The following is a 19,856-nucleotide window of genomic DNA, read 5'->3' on the forward strand; positions in this document are numbered from 1 at the left end:
AGCCATCAGTCATCAATCACGAAATCACTACCACAGGCCCAATGTACTGTTCAAATGTAGGACTATTGGGATTTGTATCAACAGTAAAAAGACTTTCAGCACCATCTATTATTAGGCGTACCAAATAACTTCCTGGTAAACAATCAGTAATTGTAAAGGTAATAGAGTGAGTATTGCTACGTCGCTGTTTAGTTTGCTCAAAGGAATATCCTGCAAATTGTGTCAATGAAAGTTCAGTTAATACTAAAGTTACTTGCTGTCCTTTCTCAAGGGTGACATTAACTAACACTGAAACTTCCGCCGATCGCGTATCATTTTCCCTAACCTCTAAGTTAGTTACTGTCACTTCCTGAATAGTTGGACGTAACAAAATTGGTACAACATTGGAATTAACATGTTGTTGGGGATGAATCACCTGTAAACTCTGGACTCCCGCCCGCAAGGAATTTACAGGTATGGAGGAGAGATCTAAAGTTATTTGTCTGTCAGTTACAGCTTGTGGGGTTGCTTTGACATTACCGATACGTACTTGGATATTCTCTGCGCCTAACCTGTCACCTTGAATGAGCAAAGTGCTGGTAGCGAGAATCAAAGGCGTTGCTGCTTGTGGTGTTTGCCATAATTTAGCTAGCGCTTCTAAGACCTTGATTTGAGCGATCGCTGGCTGATAAGGTGTGATCTGACGCCCAAGACTGCGTACAGGTATGGGTTTTTTGGGTATTTCACCGCTATCGATTAAGATGATACTTGCTTTATAAGCCATTGATAGCGAGTAAGCGGTCTGAAAAAATACAGACCAAATTTTAGATATTTCTTCAATATTTAAATCGACAGGAGAAATAGAGATAGTTTCAACTTGTTCAGCGAGGTTAGAATCTGCCAAAAACGTCAAAGTTGAGTCTGCGACAGTCTCTTGAATCATCTGTTGGGTGAGAGTTGCTTTAGTATTGAAAGTGCGAATCACACTACCCATCAAGCGCTGCGGTTCCAACTCCACCTCGTTACCATAGCAACTGAGCAAATAATAGAGATCTAAACCGGTTTGTGGTTGCTTAGTATATTTTTCATTTGAAAAGCGTTGCCTTAAATCAGCACTGCGCCAAGCGGTATTTTGTAAAATATCATAGAGATAAATATTAACTCCCGCTTCTGGCGAACCAGTATTCAAGCGATCGGGTCTAACAGTTGTCACCCTCGCACCATCCACATCTACTTGTACACTAGCCTGCAACGTTCTTTGTAGAGTTGCAGTAACAGTGGCAATGGCTAAATAATTGCTCATTGGTCAGTTGTCATTTGTCAGTTGTCATTTGTTAGGAGTGCTGGGTGCTAACTCAGTGCTGAGTGCTGAGTGCTGAGTGCTGAGTTAGGAGTTGGGAGTTAAGAGTTAAGAGTTAGGAGTTAAGAGTTAAGAATTATCTTCCTCATCTCCCCTGCTCCCCACTAAGGGCAAACCAAACCCAACTTGAGGGCTTTGACAATTGCCTGAGTGCGACTAGCAACACCTAATTTTTCAAAGATGGCTGTTAAATGAGCTTTAACGGTGGCGACTGTAATGTAAAGGCGACCAGCGATTTGTTCGTTAGAAGCTCCTTGGACTAACCAGTTTAATACTTCTTTTTCTCGTTCGGTTAACTCAATGCCAGCACCAGTAGTCAAGGAGTGTCCTGTGTAGTAGTGAAACAACCTAAAAAAGCCTGTTGCTACTTCTGGAGGTAAATATATTTTGTTATTAATTACAGTAGTAATAGCTTCATGTAATTGGCTAGCTAATTGGTCTTTAAATACATAACCCCAAGCACCAGCTTGCATTGCTCGAAACACCCAATCATCTTGTTGATGTGCTGACAAAATTAGTACTTTCCCGTTATAAGATAATTCTGCCAAGCGATGTAAAGCTGTGATTCCATCTTCTGGTGGCAATTCCATATCCAGTAAAATTAAAGCGGGATGTTGTTCTGTGGTTAACTTCACAGCTTGTTCAACAGAAGCAGCTTCTCCAACAATGTTGAAACCTACAGAACTACTATTGTTGTAAAAGTTTAATAAAATTCGTATTCCTTGGCGAAATTGCGGTTCATCATCTACAAGCAAAATTGAAACTAGCTCTTTTGCAACGCTCATAGTAATTCGTAATTCGTAATTCGTAATTCGTAATTCGTAATTAAGACATACAGAACAAGGCTTTATATAGGCAGTTTTGACTTTTGTCCAATATATCCCTAGGCAGCAAGACAATAGTCATTTTCCACCCATCCCCCATTCCCAATTCCCAATTGCCCCTAATCCCCAACGCCACATGCTCCACTTGGTGAGGCAGTCGCAGTCTTGGCGGCTTCCGCCGATTGCGTTAGCGAAGCGTTAGCGACGCAGGAGCGTCACTGCCGAACCCGAAGGGGGAGACCCCAAGACCCTTACGGGTTCGGCAGTTACTCCACTTGGGGAGACCCCAAGACCGTACTGCCTCACCGCAGTGGCTCCTCCCTTCGGTCGTGGGGGCCCCGAATTCCCCATTCCCAATTCCCAATTCCCAATTCCCCATACTTCATTACCTTTTAATCGGTAGGGTAAAGGAGAATTGAGCGCCACCATCGGCAATATTATCTGCCCATAAGCTGCCTTGATGGTCTAGAATGATTTTTTGTGCGATCGCTAATCCTAAGCCTGTACCCCCTAAACGCCGAGAATAATATGGTTTGAATATTTGCTTCAAGTCGTCTTCGGAAATTCCCGAACCGCGATCGCGAATTTCCACTAAAACTTCATGATTGTACACATGCCAATTGCAATTCACTGTCCCAGAATCAGGGCTAAAATGAACTGCGTTCGCTAATAAGTTGTCAAAAACCTGTTTTATCTGCCAGCTGTCAACTGTCACATACACAGGTTTATCAGGATAATGGATTTGTAATTTTTTCTGTTTTAACCAGGGTTCTAAATTTTTAATACTTTCAGCAACAATTGTTTGCAAATTATGTTGCTTTATCTGTAATCTTGCTTGTTGCCCATAGTAAAGTAAATCGGTCAACTTAGCACTGAGTTCATCTACTGTTTTGCGAATCAGTGTAGCCTGTTCTTGCAAACACCCATTAGGCAAAGCTAAGCGGAGATTTTCTGCATACAGATTAATTAATGCTAAAGGGTTCCGCAGTTGATGTTCTGCTCGTCCTAGTGTTTGAGATAAAGATGCAATTTCTCTCATGTGATGCGATCGCTCTTTATACATTACTAAATATTCACTCAATATCTGAGCATTATTAAGTATCAATTGTTGCTGTCTATTTGAAAGCATTTCAGTAGTGCATACAAGTATATATTCTGCTGCTACTGGACTCTGTTCACCTACACAGCAAATATACACGTAATATTGTTCTGTAATGCTGAACTCTCTGATTTCCAGAAGAGGCAATTCTTCTAGCAACCATTTTTCTTCTTGCAGATATAAATAGAGGTGAGATTGCCTAGATGCAAAGCCATCTGTGTTTAAATATGGTGTAGCCTGTGCGGAAAGCATTTGGTCTTGTATACATTCCGCAACTATTTGGCGCTTTCCTGTATCCAAATTGAAATATACAGAAAAGACAGCCACACTTTCAAGCATAGTCACTAACTGTTGAACAATCAGTTGGCAAATCCTGTTAACATCAACTTCCGACAACTTACTTGGTAAATTGTGCGTAGATGAAGGTAGAGGCGTATGAGCAGTTAAATCTTGAGTAGCAGCCTTCATCTTTTACTCTCCGACATACTCGAACAGCAAAAAGCCTTGCAGATGCTACAAGCTCTCCAATCTTTTCTCAAGTGGAAATTATGCTTCTTACTGTATAAATACGGACTAATATAGCTTACATTCCTAAGTTTGCAATGTCAGCAATTGCAACATTTATTTTAGAATATCGACCAAAGTCTAATAACTACTAGACTGTTAGATCTTTAAGCTATGAATAGCTAGCCCTAATCAGGTTTATTTCGTTTTGTAAGCCCTTCATTTTTCCGTAGGGTAGGTAGTAATACCAATTGAAAAAAATAAGTATAGACGCACTATTTTACGTTTATACAGGAATATTACTAATTAAAAATTGGTATAATTTGCTGCTTACATTAGGAACTTTGGTAAGGACGCTCCAACCTCTAGACATTCATTTTGGTGGCATCAAATAAACCTACCAAGATGATTGGCAAAGCATTCAAGTAACCCTGCTGTTGTGTCTTATGATCCCAGCTGCTACCCAGACTTTAGCAGAAATTTTAGCTGACGGGATTTCCCTGCTCAGTACAGAGCAAATTGATTTCAACCACCCTGGTATGGAACAAAATGTAAACCCCAGGCTGAACTTGTACTGTTACAACATCCGAGAAAATGTTTACATACAGCAATCAGTTTCTCGCCATCCAGTCGAGCAGGGGATACAAATGCTATCACCTAGATGGTTTGATGTGTCATTTCTGGTGAGTGCCTGGGACTTCACCAGTTTGGGAGAACAACGTCTGCTGTCAGAAGTATTGATACTACTGTTACATCACCACTCGTTACAAGAGGAGGTGCTAGCACCAGCCTTACGCGGTCATGGCGAATTGTCAATGACCGTTTCTGCTATTCATCCCATCGATGCTGCTGCTTTGTGGAGTGCTTTGGGTGTGCCATTACGTCCAGCTTTGTATGTGACGTTAACAATACCCTTTAACCTACAAAGCAATCTCTTAAACAATAAGGCAGAAAGCTGGAGGCAGGAGTTAGGAGTTAGGAGTGCTGAGTGCTGAGTGCTGAGTTAAAAGTTAAGAGTTTTTCTTCCCCTGCTCCGAAAGCTCCCCCGCTCCCCTGTGCCCCTAATCCCCACTCCCCTTCGGTCGTGGGGGCCCCGAGTTCCCCTGCTTCCCCTGCTCCCTTGTGACTACGGCTATACTTCATCTTTCACATTTCATACTTCATAGGAAAATGACTCACTATGCCTAGACTGGATTACTTTGCACCTGGTGTTTACGTCGAAGAAGTAGACCGAGGTAGCCGCCCAATAGAGGGTGTGAGTACTAATATTGCTGGCTTTATCGGCTTTACCGAAGATGTGCGCGGTGATGCCGAATTGTTTAAACCAATGTTGGTGACATCGTGGAACGAGTATTTGGAATACTTTGCCAAACAAGGTTCCGATGGTTATACAGATTTCGATGCTTATTTACCCTTTGCCGTCAATGGTTGGTTTTTGAATGGGGGAGGGCGTTGTTGGGTAGCAAGTATCGGCACTAAACTCCCAGGTACCCAGCCACCACCCACCGAAGAAAGTGCGCTCAAGATTCGCACTACAGGTAATCGTCCCTCTTTGCAGTTAGCCCTCAAGCCTGCTGAAGGTGAAAATGACCAAACTGGGGAAGAAGGTAGATTGAATGTTGTCATTACCGAAAGTCAGCCTCGTCCACCAGAAAACCCAGAAGCAGAACCACCATTAAATACTGGTGAATTCTTTAAAGTCGTAATTAGTCGGAATGGAGAAGTTTTAGAAGAGTACGACCATCTGTCGATGAACCCACAAGTTCAAGCAGAAGCCGGTACTTATGCTTTAACAGCTTTGCAAGAATCTCAGTTTGTAGCCGCAGTTGATTTAGAGTCTCCAGGACAACCCTTATCTCGCCGTCCAGCAAACGGTTTCTATGAGGTGAGTCCTCCCCCATTGATATCTACACCAGACCGCTTTCCACGAGATGTGCAAGGGGTACGCGACGATCGCACCGGTATGCAAGGTATCTTTGAAATTGACGAAGTTACCATGATTGCCTTCCCTGACTTGTTGCGGGCATATCAAAACGGCATCTTGGATCTCGACCAAGTGCATGGGATTATGGAGACAATGGTCAGTCTGTGCGAAAATACGGCCCCCAACCGGATGGTAGTGCTAGACCCGCCGCCGTGCAAGGGTGGTGGTACGGCTGTATCTCCTACCCAGGTGAAGCCGCAGCATATCGCCCAATGGTTGAGTGCATTTAATCGGCGATCGCAATTTGCCGCCCTTTACTACCCTTGGATTAAAGTACCAAACCCCCGCAACGGCGGTAGACCAATTCTGATTCCCCCTTCTGGTCACATGCTAGGAGTCTGGTGTCGCACAGATGAAACGCGAGGAGTCTATAAAGCCCCCGCTAACGATACACCAAGAGGTGTAATTGGTTTAGCCTATGAAACCAACTTGCGCGAACAAGAACTCTTGAACCCCTTGGGAATCAACTGTATCCGCACCTTCCCCAACCGAGGTATCCGGATTTGGGGCGCCCGGACTTTAGTAGAACCAGATAATGTGCAATGGCGCTATATCAGCGTCCGCCGCTTGATGAGTTATATCGAAAAATCAGTAGAACTCGGTACTCAGTGGGTAGTATTTGAGCCTAACGATCAAGATTTATGGGCACGTGTCACCCGCACCGTCAGCAACTTCCTAGAAAGACTCTGGCGGGAAGGTGCTTTATTTGGTGCTTCAGCTGCGGAAGCTTTTTACGTCAAGTGCGACGCCAGTATCAACACTCACGAAACTATGATGTTGGGTCGTTTATATATCGAAGTTGGTGTTTGTCCAGTCAGGCCGGCGGAATTTGTCATCTTCCGCTTTAGTCAGTGGTCGCCTAACCAGTGATAGCAATTTTGATGAGGTAGCACCCGTCTTGGCGCCTTGCGTCGATAGGGGACTACCGATCTTCGCAGCGGTAGCGAGCTTGCGAGCGTCACCCGGAGGGATTTTAGATTTTGGATTTTGGATTTAAAGCCTTTATTTCAAGGTTGTTTCCGAAATTTAAAACACTAATAAATATCCAAATTCTTGCTCAATTTTAACTGACTTACAGGGTAATATTTTAGCTCTGTAAGTCCAAAATTACGACAACTTAAATAAACCAAGGAGTCATTGAAATGGCTGAACTTAAACCTATCGCCGCCAGTAATTTTTACTTTGAAATAGATAGTATGACCGATATGGCTTTTACCAAAGTTGGTGGAGTCAAATTTGAAGCAAAAGTCAAAGGACAAGATAAACCTTTGATGTCTACTAAAGGAGGAACAACAATTAGACAAATTAACTCTGCTGGTTTTGAAGGACTGTTTACAATTGAAGTTTCAACTTTGATGAGTGGTGATGATGATAGCACTAGCAAGAAAATGTATGCTTGGTTTAAAAAGTGTATGCCCAAAGCTGAAAAAGGCGAAGGGAAATGGTTAGATAGTAAAAAAACAGGCTCTATAGTTGCCTATGATACTGATGGAAATGAAGTTCTCCGTTGGGATTTAAAAGAAGCTTGGCCATCTGAGTATAAAATTGGGGATTTAGATGTGAATGGCAACGATTATATCGAAGAAACTTACACCCTTACTTGTGAAAATATCAATCGTACTAAATAGATTTTAATTTTTTCTTCTGATTAATTACTCATTACCTAATTACCTGGAGGTTTGTTTATGGCAGAATTTATTTCTAATGCCAAGTTTTACTTTGAAGCTGATGGTCTGACTGAAATTTTGATACAGAAAATCAGTGGTATGCAAATGAAAATGACAGTTGCAGGAGGGGATGCACCTATTGGTGTAACTAAGGATGGCAAAACTCAGACACAAGCTACTATTGGTGGCGTAGAATGCTCTGAGATTACTATTGAGTGTGTGGCAACTGCTGATTCTAAACAGTTGCTTGATTGGTATAACAAATGCCATGCTGAAGCCCTCTCAGGAGGTAAATCAGAGGGTCGCAAGAATCGCAAACTAGGCAAACTTTCTATCTATGATGGTCAAGATGAAAAAGTTCAATACGAATTTACAGATGTCTTTCCTACCAGTTATGGAACAGGAGATTTTTCAGCAGGTAGTGGAGATTTACTCACAGAAACAGTGACAGTTGGCTTCACCTACTTTGAACGTAAGAAGTAAAGATCAAGTCTGAAGGCTTCAATTTCATCCTTCAGGCTTTATCTTTTACATTCATACAGCAATCCTAAATTATTTGTGAACATATTCTCTCTTTTCTTCCTTTGCGTACTTTGCGTACTTGGTGGTTCGTTTTTATGATTTTTTGTCCACCAGCTATTTAGAATTGCTGTACTGATTTCACCTTTTTTGAAGACGTGAAAATTTATGTCTGAATTTCCAGAAATTTTGACAAATAGCCGTTTTTATCTAGAACTCAAACTAGATGGTAGTCAAGAACCAGTAGATGGTTACTTTATGGAATGTCAAGGCTTTAAAACTACCCAACAGGTAATAGAAATTTCCGAAGTTACACCCCTGACTTGGGGTAAAGCAGGAAATACTAACGGCAGAATTGTCCGTACTAAAATTCCTGGAAATGTAACTTATTCTAATATTATTCTGCGCCGGGGTTTAACTATTTCTATGACAATGTGGAACTGGTTAGCTGCTATTCAAGAAGGAAAGTGGAGCGAACAAAGGCGAGATGGTTCTTTAGTAATTTACAATCAAGCAGCTAATGAGCAGTTTCGATTAGAATTCAAAAATGCCTGGCCTACTGGATATACAATTTCTGATGTGAAAGCTGCTGGTAGTGAACATGAAATTGAGGAGATAGAAGTAGTGGTTGAAGAATTAAAGCGGGTTCAGGTAAGCTAATCTTGATTTATTAACTTGACGCTACTGGCCTGTACATTAGCTGAGTACCGAATGTTACAAACTGAGTTTGAATTTACTTTACCTAAAGGATATTTAGATGCGGACGGCAATTTGCACCGCAAAGGTATAATGCGTTTATCTAGGGCCATCGATGAAATTGTGCCGTTGCGTGACCCTCGTGTTAAATCGAATCCAGCCTATGCCACGATAATTATTTTATCCCGTGTGATTACTCGTCTAGGAGCTTTGGAGGAAATTACGCCTGCGGTAGTAGAAAACTTTTTTGCGTGCGACTTGAGTTATTTGCAGCAGTTTTATCGCCAAATTAATGAATTAGAAGATAAAGAAAGTTAACATTAAGTAAAAAAAAGAAATATTAATCACTAAACTATAGCTCTATATTTAGAGATTCAATTTCTCGATAGTAAAAATACAATTCACCCCAAAAACGTGTCAGCGATCGCAATCTATAGAATGCCATAACCCAACTAATACACCTTATGGCATGGCCATCTGTAGCAGAACGTGTAAAAATTCATAGTAATTGCGATTTATCAAAGCTTGTTCAGGTGTTAAACTATGACTCATGCTTGCTGTGGCCCTGGTTACGCTTCTGTTGAAGCAGCCATTAAGGCAGAACGAGAAAAAGTACTTTATGCGATCGCTCTTTATACAGGTACAGGTATTGAAGAGCCTGATTATTTAGCAACTATAGATGTTGATCCAGACTCCCCGACTTATTCCCAAGTCATTCATCGCCTACCAGTACCTTACATTGGCGATGAATTGCATCATTTTGGTTGGAATACCTGTAGTTCCTGTCATGGTGATGCTAGTAAATCCCGACGGTATACTGTAATTCCTGGCTTACGGTCTAGCCGTATTTATATAGTTGATACAGTAGAGACGAAAGCACCAAAACTGTACAAAGTTATTGAACCAGAAGAAATTAAAGCCAAGACCAACTTAACTGCACCCCACACGGTACATTGTCTAGCAGATGGTCATGTGATGATTTCCATGCTAGGTGACAGCGAGGGTAATGGCCCTGGTGGCTTTTTGTTACTAAATGATAATTTTGATATTGTTGGACAATGGGAACGTCAAGCTGATGCCATGCAGTTTAACTATGACTTTTGGTATCAGCCGCGTCACAATGTGATGGTAAGTAGCGAGTGGGGCGCACCTAAAACCTTTTATCCTGGTTTTGATCTAAATGATGTAACTGCTGGTAAATATGGCCACCATATACATTTTTGGGATTGGTCAACAAGGGAAATTATCCAAAGTTTTGATTTGGGGGAAGAAGGATTAATTCCTTTAGAAGTGCGCTTTCACCATAACCCCGACAGCACTCACGGATTTGTCGCAGCTGCACTTAGTAGTAATGTTTGGCATTGGCACAAGTCTAACGGTAATTGGGAAGTTGAGAAAGTAATTGATGTGCCATCGGTGGAATTAGAAGGCTGGCCTATCCCTGTACCATCCTTGATTACTGATATCTTAATTTCCATGTGCGATCGCTACGTTTATTTCTCCAACTGGCTACATGGAGATATTCGTCAATACGATATCAGTGATCCTAGCCATCCCCAACTTACCGGTCAAGTTTGGTGCGGTGGTTTGCTAGGGAAAAGTGGCGAAGTTCAAGGACATAAATTGGCTGGTGGGCCGCAAATGCTACAGCTAAGTCTGGATGGTAAGCGGCTTTATGTCACAAATTCTTTATTTAGTAGTTGGGATAATCAGTTTTACCCTGACTTGTCTAAGTCTGGCTCTTACTTATTGCAGATTGACTGCGATACTGAAAAGGGGGGACTGAAAATCAACGAAGATTTCTACGTTGATTTTGGTAAAGAACCAGCAGGCCCGGCTCGCGCTCATGAAATGCGCTATCCTGGTGGTGATTGCACCTCGGATATCTGGGTGTAGAAGTATCAAAGGAAAGGAAACATCTGTACAGAAAGCCAGCAGGAAAGCCCACTCCTTTTAGGGGTGGGATGAGTTTACCCTATTCTTTGACTTTGTACTTCTTGGAATGAATTTATGTTAATAGAACAAGTTAAAGTTTCTATCTAAAGAAGGATTTACAAATATCGGGGCAATCACCTGATGTTACAAAGGTAAATTTATAGTAAAACCGCATTTTCTTGTTTAAGTTGTTCTTTCGCTAACGCTAATGCTTGATAAGCATTATCTAACTTTGTTTTATCTATAATCTGATCAGCGAAAAGCTTTATATAAGCTTCGAGATACTTTATACGTAAATGGGGCGGATCATTTGGACTTTGCAGAAAAGGAAGGTCTGATTCAACCATAAAACGAATAGCTAGTAGTGGAATAGGGCTACGCAGTGGACGAAAGTCTGGGTTGTGCAGACCAGGACTTTGAGTATGCTTGTGAAATTCACCTAACATTAAGCCTAATTCCACAAACAATGGTTTAAGTTTTCGTTGAATTTGATCAATTAATTTCAAATCTTCATCCATACACATATCTGGAAATATGAGTATAAAAGCTCTATAAATAGATAATTCTTTCTGCTCTGAATCTATCTCAAGGAAGATGTCACGATAGCGTTGAACAATTTCTTCTAATTGCGGTAAATCCAAACTTTTTGCACGAATAACCGCCATCCGAATACTGTTTAATCTCATAGCATTAGCCACATAAGGGCAAACTGAGCCAGATCTACCTAAATTGGGGTGAGGGCTTGCTAAAAAATTCTTAACCCACTCCATGATTTCATTTAAGTAGGGAAGATCTTGTTGGGTTTGTTGGATTTCAGTAGGTGTGTATAGTTGCATTATGTTCAAACAAATGCAGTAATTTTATAAATTGACATGATGAGTCATTCTCATACCTATAAGCAGCATAAGAATAACAGAACTGTTACCCATTGACATTGCACACTGACTCGTGAGAATTGTCTTTGGTCACTTGTCATTAGCAGCCACTGCGTTGCAGAGGACAGTTGCGTGGTGTTAGCGTAGCGGTAGCGACGTAGGAGCGTCGGCAGCGCGGTGAGGCAGTACAGTCTTGGGGATGCCCCCTATGAGCGACTGCCGAAAGGCTCTACCAACAGCCTTTGCAACTGGCATCAAACTGTTCGTTGGGGTTTCCCCCTTGAAGTTAGTGGGCTTCATTTGTGCTTACAAATGACTAATCACTAATGACGGTTTTTACGGTAAACAGTGCAATATGTGAAGTCAAGACAATAGCTTACTGATAAACAATGAAGCTATTACTTAACTCATGTTCTTAACATTACAACCTAATATTCTGATCTGTACTTGAATTTCTTATAAACTGTATCAGTTCCAGTTAAAGATTCAATGAAGAACAAAGATCAGTTGTATTTGTAAGTCTAAACTTTGACCAAAAGTTAACTGTATCCCTTTGGTTTTCGCTTAATTCCGTAGGCAAAATCAACTGCTGAACATTCGAGACTATCTGAATTATCTTTGTATCCTCCGCAGCGTCACTTGCTTGAATTTAAATATGGGTTTACTAATTTTGGCAACCGATGTTAAAAGTTTAGTGGAGAATGTTGAGGTACTGAGTCAGGCGATCGCCCTGTTCAGTGTAGCATGATCAGTATTACTTATAAATATATTTACTTAACTGAATTTACAGAGGACGAAGCAAACTTGCTGGCAGTAGACTCATTTTTATATCCAGGCAAACTGAGCTGGATATGGCGACTACTTTGATTGGTGAAAGAGAAGTTTCCCGCTCAAAGAAGTTTAATTTATCCATTTGCAAGGTTTATGGATGTAAATCTATGAGTATGGCTGCATTTCTAATATTTTTTATTGCTGTAATTGCCATAGTTGCTGTCATTATCATTAATAGCTACAACGATTTAATCAAGTTTCGCAACCGCTACAACAATGCTTACTCTCAAATCGATGTGCAGTTACAACGCCGCTATGACTTAATTCCTAATTTAGTGGAAACTGCTAAAGGTTATATGAAACATGAGCGGGAAACCTTAGAAGCAGTGATTGCCGCTCGGAATTCTGCAATTAATGCTAGCAGCCGTGCTGTGCAAAATCCCGGTGATCCTCAAGCAATGCAGCAGTTGGGCAATGCGGAAGCAGCACTGAGTGGGGCATTAAGTCGTTTGATGGTACTTTCAGAATCTTACCCAGAATTAAAAGCCGATCGCACCATGAGTCAGGTGATGGAAGAACTTGCTTCCACTGAAAACCGCATTGCTTTTGCCCGTCAGGCTTTTAATGATGCTGTCACACTTTACAACACTAAAAGTGAATCTTTCCCCAGCAATTTAATAGCCAATAGTTTTAACTTTTCTGTTGCAGAATTGTTACCAGAAGCTAGCCCCGAAATCAAAACTGTCCCACGCATGTCTTTTTAGACAATCATCCGTCATTAATTCCGTACACTAGAACGAATGAAAACCCTATTTTCTTTGTGTCTTCGTGCCTTGGTGGTAAAAAATCTTCAACCACCCTTCGGGTGACGCTCGCAAGCTCGTTACCACTGCGAAGATCGGCAGTTGCTCTACTTGGGGAGCCACTGCGTTGGGCGGCTATGCCGACAGCCAAAGCACGTGGCGTGAAACCCCAAGACCGCACTGCCGACGCTCCTACGTCGCTACCGCTACGCTAACACCAAGACGGGGGCTGCCTCACAAAAGACACAAAGACACAAAGTATTTTCAAGGCAGGTGGTACGAGGGAAAAGCGCCAACAGTAGGGATTTTTATCGCTGCCATTTTACATTTAATTATGTCCACCTACATGATCTATGAATTTCTTTGAACATCAGGATCTAGCACGCCAGAACACACAAAAATTAATTGGGTTGTTTTGTCTATCCATCACAGTAATGATTGTAGCAATTTATAGTGCTGCATTGTTGCTCTTGGGCATGGCGCCTCGGTTTTGGTGGTATCCAGGATTATTTCTGTGCGTAGCTGGGATCACAATAATTACCATCGCTTTGGCAAGCCTGTATAAAATTTTATGTCTACGGGAAGGGGGAAGAGTAATTGCCCAAGAGTTGGGGGGACGACTTTTACTAGCAGAAACAGCAAATGAACAAGGACGACAACTATTGAATATAGTCGAGGAAATGGCGATCGCTTCTGGTATTTCTGTGCCAGAAGTCTATTTGCTGGAATCAGAAACTGGCATCAATGCCTTTGCTGCCGGGTTTACATCTAACGATGCAGTCATAGGAGTCACCCGTGGCAGTTTGCAACACTTGAACCGGGATGAATTACAAGGAGTTATCGGCCATGAATTCAGTCATATTCTCAATGGAGATATGCGGCTGAATTTGCGTTTAATGGGACTATTACACGGAATTTTGTTTATTTATTTAACTGGAGAATTAATGTGGCGGCTTCGCGATAGTTCCCGCGAAGAAAAAGGTCTGCCTCTATGGGCTTTTGGTTTAGCACTAATGGCAATTGGTAGTATTGGATTATTCTGCGGTCGCCTCATTAAAGCCGCAATCTCTCGTCAACGCGAATTTCTTGCCGATGCTTCGGCAGTACAGTTCACTCGCAACCCCGATAGCATTAGAGGAGTACTGCAAAAACTCCAACAGATAGATTCACGCTTGATTTCGCCAGGTGCAGAAGCCGCGAGTCATATGTTCTTTAGCAATGCCCTCAACCCCTCTTTTTGGGAAGAAATGCTTGCTACCCACCCACCCCTGACAGAACGTATCCGTCGTATCGGGGGTTTGAAAGCTCGTAATTTGAAAACAATGCCAGCTTCTACTACAGGTTCTCATTATCAGGAATCTTTGACAATGGGCTTTGCTGGCGGTGGTGGTGCAAATGCCACCCCAGAACAGATAGTTAACCAGGTAGGAACCGTTGCACCTGAAAATTTTGCCCATGCTCAAACCCTATTGTCGCAGTTGCCAGAATCTTTACGCTTGGGTGTACGAGAACAGCAAAGTGCGACGGCGATTATTTTCGCGCTGGCATTGGAGACTAATAATCTGCCAGTGCAAGAACGCCAAATTGCCTGGTTGCGCGAGGTACAGCCTGCTGAGTTAGTAGAGAAAACCTTGGAATTCAGTAGCCAAATCAGCCAGTTAGACCCTACTATTCGTTTACCTCTTGTGGATTTGACAGTACCCGCATTGCGGCAAAACTCCGCCAAAGAATGTCAGAGGCTGTGTAAATGCCTCCAAGGTTTAGTTATAGCCAGCAAAAGTTCATCACTCTGGAATTTCGTCTTGCAGTTAGTACTGTGGCATCGTCTCCAACCTTATATAAATGCCGCATCAGCTACAACCATAGAATTTACATCCATAGAACAGATTTGGCCAGATAGCATCTTGGTGCTGTCAGCACTTGCACGAGTCGGACAATCTCAACCTGATGCCATCGCCTATGCTTTTCGTTCTGGCGTTTTTAGACTCCCCAAAGCCGGACAGCAAGAAAAACCAGACACAGCAATCAACAGTAATTTTACTGAAGTAAAAAATAGTCTTGAACGCCTTCGCCTTGCCAGTCCCAAACTCAAGCAAGCTCTTGTTGATGCCTGCGCCCACACTGTACTAGTGGATAATAAAGTTACAGCATCAGAGGCAGATTTATTGAGAGCGATCGCGATGACATTAGATTGTCCCATACCTCCATTTTTAAATCCCCAACGTGGCTTGCCAAAAGTCTCGCAAAAGCACACCAGTTGACTGATAGTAGAAGTTATACCAATTCGTAATTCGTAATTGTAGAGACGATTCGCCGAATCGTCTGTACTCAGATATGGTCTGGGTTTTGGGGTTTGAATGTGTTGCTGGATTTTAGAGAATTGGTATTAGTTGTCAGTTATACCATTTCACGAAAAATCTGATACAAATTTTTTCACCCCTGCACCGAAAGCACCCCTGCACCCCTACTGCCTATTTGTATCAACATCAAAGTAAAACAGTATCAGTCATCCGTTAGCCGTTGCAGCCTTGGTCAACAGTTCGGCTAAGACTTGGACATGAGGCTTAGTCATCATCGTAATATGATCGCCTGGAACGAAATGAATATCCACCGGTTGGGCAGAAACTTTGTCCCAACCCCACGCTGAATCCTCTGCCATCTCGGAAGTTATCTGACCAAAAGCCTCGTCAGTAATCATCTCGCTGGAACGAAACAGAGTAATTCGATTTGGATAGACCTCGTGTGACACATAATCAACTTGACGATTAGCTTTAAAAACTTGTACCCAATTGCGAAATTGCCTGATGTCTGTTCCCAGTGGTAAGACGTTAGCTATTTCAAACTGTTTTAGCAGATACTTGAATTGCTCATCTGGATCAAGAAACTGGAGATCAGCGTAAAACACTTTCAGATTCTTTTTGAATAAAAGTTCTGCCACTTTTGCAAACTGAGTCAACCATTGAGCATCATCCCAATCGTCAGTTATCGGTTTATTGTAATTAATAATTGGTGCTGTGGTATCGAAAATGGCTAGTAAAGCTACTTCATGTCCTTGCTTTTGCAACTGAATTGCCATTTCAAAGGCTACCTTACCGCCAAATGAATGACCTCCCAATAAATAGGGGCCTTGCGGTTGAACAGTCTGTATTTCTTTGATGTAGTGCAGTGCTATGTCCTCGACTCTGGTGTAAAACTTTCCGCCATCAAGACCTGGTGCTTGTAAACCGTAAAATGGTTGGTCTGGGTCAAGATGACGTGCTAAATCATATAAGTAAATTACATTTCCACCAGCTCCAGGTACACAGAAGAAAGGCAGCTTTGAACCGCTTGGTTGAATCTTTACCAAAGACGACCAGACAGAGGAATCTAAATCTTGTCGGAGAATAGCTGCTAATTGTTCAATCGTTGGCGCTTGGAAGAGAGTTGCTAGAGGAAGATTTTTCCCCAACTGCTGCTGAATCTTAGCCATCAAGCGAACGGCCAAAAGGGAATGACCACCAACCTCAAAAAAGTTATCTTGTAATCCGATCCAGTCAAGTTCTAAAACTTCTGACCAGATTTGTGTTAATTGCAGTTCTATTGTGTCACGAGGTGGAACAAAGCTAGCCGAGCGATTAACTTGCAAATCTGGTGCTGGTAAGGCGCGGCGGTCTACTTTGCCATTGGGTGTCAAAGGCAGAGACTCCAGCATTACTATTGCTGAAGGTACCATGTACTCTGGCAGCTTTGTTGTCACGAATTGACGTAACTCGCTAATTGTTGTTGGACAATCATGTTGTGGCACAATATAGGCAACTAAGCGTTGCTCCCCTAGAGTATCTATTCTAGCTATGACGACAACTGAGTGAACTGATGGGTGTTGACTCAGTACTGCCTCAATCTCTCCCAACTCAATGCGGAAACCTCGAATTTTGACCTGAAAATCTTTTCGTCCTAAAAATTCAATGCTACCATCTGGTCTGATACGACCGAGGTCTCCTGTGCGATAAATTCGCCTCGAAGCGCATTCTGGATCGGGGAGAAATACAGCTTGTGTCAAGTTGGGTTTTTGCCAATAACCCAGCGCGATGTAAGGACTTCTAATAGCAATTTCTCCGTAGATATCAGTCTTTTGGCCAGCTTCATTGAGCAATAAAATTTCTGTTTCTTCAACTGGATAACCAACTGGAACAGTATTACGAGTAATTTCTGTTTGCTGATTAATGAAATATTGCAAGGTGACGGTAGATTCTGTCGGCCCTAAACCGTTGATAAAAATACATTCGTCGGAGAAATATTGTTTATATAAATCAACATCAGTTTTGACAACTTCCTCTCCTCCTAAGACAACTAAACGAATGTTATTTAGCTGCTCATTTTCAGTCAAAGTACTAATAAAGTGTCGATATAAAGTTGGTGTTGAGTGATAGATTGTAATTTTTTGCTGTTGCAAACACTGTGATAAATAAGTTAAACCCTCATCCTTGATATCGATTGGATATAAAGTTGCACCATTTAAGATGGCAGCAAAGATATCCATGATCGCAGCATCAAAGCTGTAAGATGATAGCAGCGTAAATCCGTCCTGCTCATTAATGTGAAGATTATTAGTGTAGTTTCTGATGAAATGTAGAACATTGCGATGGTTTTGAATAACCCCCTTCGGCTGTCCTGTAGAACCTGATGTATAGAGAATGTAGGCAATATTATCTGGTGAAATTTCTAGATTTTCTTCATTATAATCGCCAGAAAAGCTGATATCATCTATATTAATCAGTGGGATAATACCTTTAATTAATTCTTGGGCACGGGCTAAGTTCTTGTTGTTAGTAATCACAACACTAGCCAGTGAATCCTCTAGAATGTAAACAACCCTATCGCTGGGGTAATTTGGATCTAAGGGAACATAGGTTTTACCAACCTTTAAAACTCCCAAAATTGCAGCAACCATTGGGGCATCATGTTCAAACAATAGAGCGATTTTATCTGCTTGGAATGTGCATTGTTTCTGGATTGCCTGTGCTACTTGATTGGCATGACAGTTTAAATCACTATAAGTCCAATGATAATTCTTTGTATGGACAGCGATTTTATGGGGATATTTCCTAACTTGCTCTTGAAATCTAGCTGGGATTGATTGTTCAATATCTTGTTTGCGAAATTCAATTAAGGGGTTGGATGGACAGACAACATTACCACGGCTTTTTAAATAGTAACGTTCCGTTTCTGTTAAAAGGGGTAAGGTAGAAATTTGCTGTTCTGGGTTAGCGACAATACTTTCTAGCAAAGTCTGGTAATGCAAGAGCATCGTAGCAATTGTATCTGCATTAAACAAATCGCTATTGTAGACTAATGTTAATTGGATTAAGTGTTTTTGTTCTGTAACATACAGACTTAAATCGAAGTTGGAAGCTACTTCTGGTATGAATATGGATTCTACAGACAGTCCAGACAGTTGCAATTGCACATCCTTGAAGTTAAGCAGATTAAACCACACCTGAAATAATGGATTTTGACTCAAATTGCGTTCTGGTTGCAGTTCCTCCACCAGTTTTTCAAAAGGTAAATCCTGATGAGCATAGGCTCCTAAAGCTACTTTTCGCACCCTGGTAAGCAAATCGCTAAAGCTAGGGTTGGCGTCAAGGTAGGTTCGCATCACTAGAGTATTGACAAAAAAGCCAATTAGTCCTTCTATTTCACTGCGGTTACGGTTGGCAATTGGCGAACCCACTACAATATCTGTTTGACCTGTGTAGCGATGCAATAAGACTTTAAAAGCAGCAAGCATGGTCATGAAAAGAGTCACATCATGTTGCTGGCTGAGTTGCACTAGCGCCTGTTTGAGATTTTGGGGGAGTTCAAGAATTTTGATGGCGCCAGCATAAGACTGCACTGCTGCTCGCAGGTAGTCAGTGGGCAGTTGTAGTACAGTAATATCTGCTAACTGTTTGCGCCAATATTGCAGTTGTTCGATTTGTGCTTGTTGTTGTAACCACTGCCGCTGCCACACGCTAAAATCAGCATACTGGACGGAAAGTTCTGGTAAGTGTGTTCGCGCAGCGTCTCCCAGAGAAGGTTTGCCAGTTACAAAGGCTTCGTAGAGTACAGCGAGTTCGCGAGTGAACACTCCGATTGACCACCCGTCTGAGATAATGTGATGCATGACCAACAGCAACACATGCTCAGTGGGTGCTAGGCGCAACAACTTCACACGCAACAACGGTAGCTGAGTTAAATCAAATGGTTGGGAAGCTTCAAGACTAGCCAGTTTGCGGACTTCATCCTCGCGTTTTTCTGGAGGTAAATCTTGCAAGTCGATAGTGGCAAGGGTTAACTCAAAGGTAGAGGCAATTAGTTGCACCGGCTTTGCTTCATTTGTCTGAAAGCAGGTACGCAAGATTTCATGACGGCGGATAATTTCATTAAAGCTGCGCTTGAGAGCTAAGATATCTAGCTGACCAACAAGACGCAATGCAAAAGGGATGTTGTACAAGGAATTACCTGGTATCAACTGGTCTAGAAACCACAAGCGTTGTTGAGCAAAGGATAGAGGAAATAAGCTGGTTTCTCTACTTTGAGGGGTTATTTCTTTTTTTTGTGAGTTTTCCTGTTTTTGGTGACGTAGTTTTAAGAGAAGTTCTAATTTCTCTGGAGATAACTCTGCAATTTTTTTAGAGATATTGCTCAAGTGAGTATCCTCTGTGAATTTAATGATTGGTGAAAAAACTCAAAATACTAAAGTATTAGACTTCTGCATAAATCTTTTTTGGCTCACGCAAAGGCGAGGCAGCGCGGTCTTGGGGGTTTCCCCCATGAGCGACTGCCGTCGCAAAGACGCTAAGAATAACGCGAAAATAACAG

Annotated in this window: 15 protein-coding genes; 10 read left to right on the top strand and 5 right to left on the bottom strand. The window is 41.9% G+C overall.

Annotation, left to right across the window (positions count from 1 at the left end):
* Window positions 1-16: 16 nt before the first annotated feature.
* From I8748_RS01785 to I8748_RS01795, 3 genes are all read right to left on the bottom strand, one after another.
* Window positions 17-1,282, bottom strand: coding sequence for a DUF4255 domain-containing protein (locus I8748_RS01785; protein ID WP_198122971.1), 1,266 nt, complete (start codon window positions 1,280-1,282; stop codon window positions 17-19).
* A 161-nt stretch (window positions 1,283-1,443) separates the two neighbouring features.
* Window positions 1,444-2,124: a response regulator gene (locus tag I8748_RS01790; RefSeq protein ID WP_198122972.1), complete on the bottom strand. Its 681-nt coding sequence runs from the start codon at window positions 2,122-2,124 to the stop codon at window positions 1,444-1,446.
* Between the two features lie 424 nt (window positions 2,125-2,548).
* Window positions 2,549-3,730, bottom strand: a complete 1,182-nt coding sequence (locus tag I8748_RS01795) for a sensor histidine kinase (RefSeq protein WP_198122973.1) — start codon at window positions 3,728-3,730, stop codon at window positions 2,549-2,551.
* A 482-nt stretch (window positions 3,731-4,212) separates the two neighbouring features.
* Here I8748_RS01795 and I8748_RS01800 point away from each other — a divergent pair, with 482 nt between their 5' ends.
* The 7 genes from I8748_RS01800 to I8748_RS01830 all read left to right on the top strand — a co-directional run bounded on the left by I8748_RS01800 (window position 4,213) and on the right by I8748_RS01830 (window position 10,528).
* Window positions 4,213-4,761 (top strand): Pvc16 family protein, encoded by a 549-nt coding sequence (locus I8748_RS01800; RefSeq protein ID WP_198122974.1) that lies wholly within the window; start codon window positions 4,213-4,215, stop codon window positions 4,759-4,761.
* 185 nt (window positions 4,762-4,946) lie between these two features.
* A complete protein-coding gene (locus I8748_RS01805) occupies window positions 4,947-6,620 on the top strand; it encodes a phage tail sheath family protein (RefSeq protein ID WP_198122975.1) in 1,674 nt (557 codons plus the stop codon).
* A 272-nt stretch (window positions 6,621-6,892) separates the two neighbouring features.
* A complete protein-coding gene (locus I8748_RS01810; protein ID WP_198122976.1) occupies window positions 6,893-7,378 on the top strand; it encodes a phage tail protein in 486 nt (161 codons plus the stop codon).
* Between the two features lie 57 nt (window positions 7,379-7,435).
* Entirely contained in the window at window positions 7,436-7,900 is a 465-nt protein-coding gene (locus I8748_RS01815; protein WP_198122977.1) for a phage tail protein, read from the top strand.
* Window positions 7,901-8,104: 204 nt separating this feature from the next.
* Window positions 8,105-8,596, top strand: coding sequence for a phage tail protein (locus I8748_RS01820; RefSeq protein ID WP_198122978.1), 492 nt, complete (start codon window positions 8,105-8,107; stop codon window positions 8,594-8,596).
* A gap of 51 nt (window positions 8,597-8,647) precedes the next feature.
* Entirely contained in the window at window positions 8,648-8,950 is a 303-nt protein-coding gene (locus I8748_RS01825; protein ID WP_198122979.1) for a hypothetical protein, read from the top strand.
* A gap of 225 nt (window positions 8,951-9,175) precedes the next feature.
* Complete coding sequence (locus tag I8748_RS01830) at window positions 9,176-10,528, top strand: selenium-binding family protein (protein WP_198122980.1); 1,353 nt, start codon at window positions 9,176-9,178, stop codon at window positions 10,526-10,528.
* A gap of 197 nt (window positions 10,529-10,725) precedes the next feature.
* Here the strand turns inward: I8748_RS01830 and I8748_RS01835 are convergent, their stop codons facing one another.
* A complete protein-coding gene (locus tag I8748_RS01835) occupies window positions 10,726-11,403 on the bottom strand; it encodes a DUF6875 domain-containing protein (protein ID WP_198122981.1) in 678 nt (225 codons plus the stop codon).
* Window positions 11,404-12,380: 977 nt separating this feature from the next.
* On the opposite strand from I8748_RS01835, the gene I8748_RS01840 reads away from it, so the two are divergent.
* From I8748_RS01840 to I8748_RS01850, 3 genes are all read left to right on the top strand, one after another.
* Window positions 12,381-12,977, top strand: coding sequence for a LemA family protein (locus I8748_RS01840; RefSeq protein ID WP_225896278.1), 597 nt, complete (start codon window positions 12,381-12,383; stop codon window positions 12,975-12,977).
* 56 nt (window positions 12,978-13,033) lie between these two features.
* Window positions 13,034-13,231, top strand: coding sequence for a hypothetical protein (locus I8748_RS01845; protein ID WP_198122983.1), 198 nt, complete (start codon window positions 13,034-13,036; stop codon window positions 13,229-13,231).
* Window positions 13,232-13,369: 138 nt separating this feature from the next.
* A complete protein-coding gene (locus I8748_RS01850; protein WP_198122984.1) occupies window positions 13,370-15,277 on the top strand; it encodes a M48 family metallopeptidase in 1,908 nt (635 codons plus the stop codon).
* Between the two features lie 245 nt (window positions 15,278-15,522).
* Here I8748_RS01850 and I8748_RS01855 read toward each other — a convergent pair whose 3' ends face one another.
* Window positions 15,523-19,683 carry a non-ribosomal peptide synthetase gene (locus I8748_RS01855; RefSeq protein WP_198122985.1) on the bottom strand — a complete coding sequence of 1,387 codons (4,161 nt, stop codon included), beginning with the start codon at window positions 19,681-19,683 and terminating at the stop codon, window positions 15,523-15,525.
* Window positions 19,684-19,856: the final 173 nt, after the last annotated feature.

This window comes from Amazonocrinis nigriterrae CENA67 (assembly GCF_016056305.1).
Taxonomy (GTDB): Bacteria; Cyanobacteriota; Cyanobacteriia; order Cyanobacteriales; family Nostocaceae; genus Amazonocrinis; species Amazonocrinis nigriterrae.

What these genes read in the sequence shown, in the direction of transcription:
- I8748_RS01785 (WP_198122971.1), bottom strand. Translation starts at nt 1,282, where the DNA reads ATGAGCAATTATTTAGCCATTGCCACTGTTACTGCAACTCTACAAAGA.
- I8748_RS01830 (WP_198122980.1), top strand. Translation starts at nt 9,176, where the DNA reads ATGACTCATGCTTGCTGTGGCCCTGGTTACGCTTCTGTTGAAGCAGCC.
- I8748_RS01825 (WP_198122979.1), top strand. Translation starts at nt 8,648, where the DNA reads ATGTTACAAACTGAGTTTGAATTTACTTTACCTAAAGGATATTTAGAT.
- I8748_RS01810 (WP_198122976.1), top strand. Translation starts at nt 6,893, where the DNA reads ATGGCTGAACTTAAACCTATCGCCGCCAGTAATTTTTACTTTGAAATA.
- I8748_RS01800 (WP_198122974.1), top strand. Translation starts at nt 4,213, where the DNA reads ATGATCCCAGCTGCTACCCAGACTTTAGCAGAAATTTTAGCTGACGGG.
- I8748_RS01850 (WP_198122984.1), top strand. Translation starts at nt 13,370, where the DNA reads ATGAATTTCTTTGAACATCAGGATCTAGCACGCCAGAACACACAAAAA.
- I8748_RS01795 (WP_198122973.1), bottom strand. Translation starts at nt 3,730, where the DNA reads ATGAAGGCTGCTACTCAAGATTTAACTGCTCATACGCCTCTACCTTCA.
- I8748_RS01835 (WP_198122981.1), bottom strand. Translation starts at nt 11,403, where the DNA reads ATGCAACTATACACACCTACTGAAATCCAACAAACCCAACAAGATCTT.
- I8748_RS01815 (WP_198122977.1), top strand. Translation starts at nt 7,436, where the DNA reads ATGGCAGAATTTATTTCTAATGCCAAGTTTTACTTTGAAGCTGATGGT.
- I8748_RS01790 (WP_198122972.1), bottom strand. Translation starts at nt 2,124, where the DNA reads ATGAGCGTTGCAAAAGAGCTAGTTTCAATTTTGCTTGTAGATGATGAA.
- I8748_RS01840 (WP_225896278.1), top strand. Translation starts at nt 12,381, where the DNA reads ATGAGTATGGCTGCATTTCTAATATTTTTTATTGCTGTAATTGCCATA.
- I8748_RS01805 (WP_198122975.1), top strand. Translation starts at nt 4,947, where the DNA reads ATGCCTAGACTGGATTACTTTGCACCTGGTGTTTACGTCGAAGAAGTA.
- I8748_RS01820 (WP_198122978.1), top strand. Translation starts at nt 8,105, where the DNA reads ATGTCTGAATTTCCAGAAATTTTGACAAATAGCCGTTTTTATCTAGAA.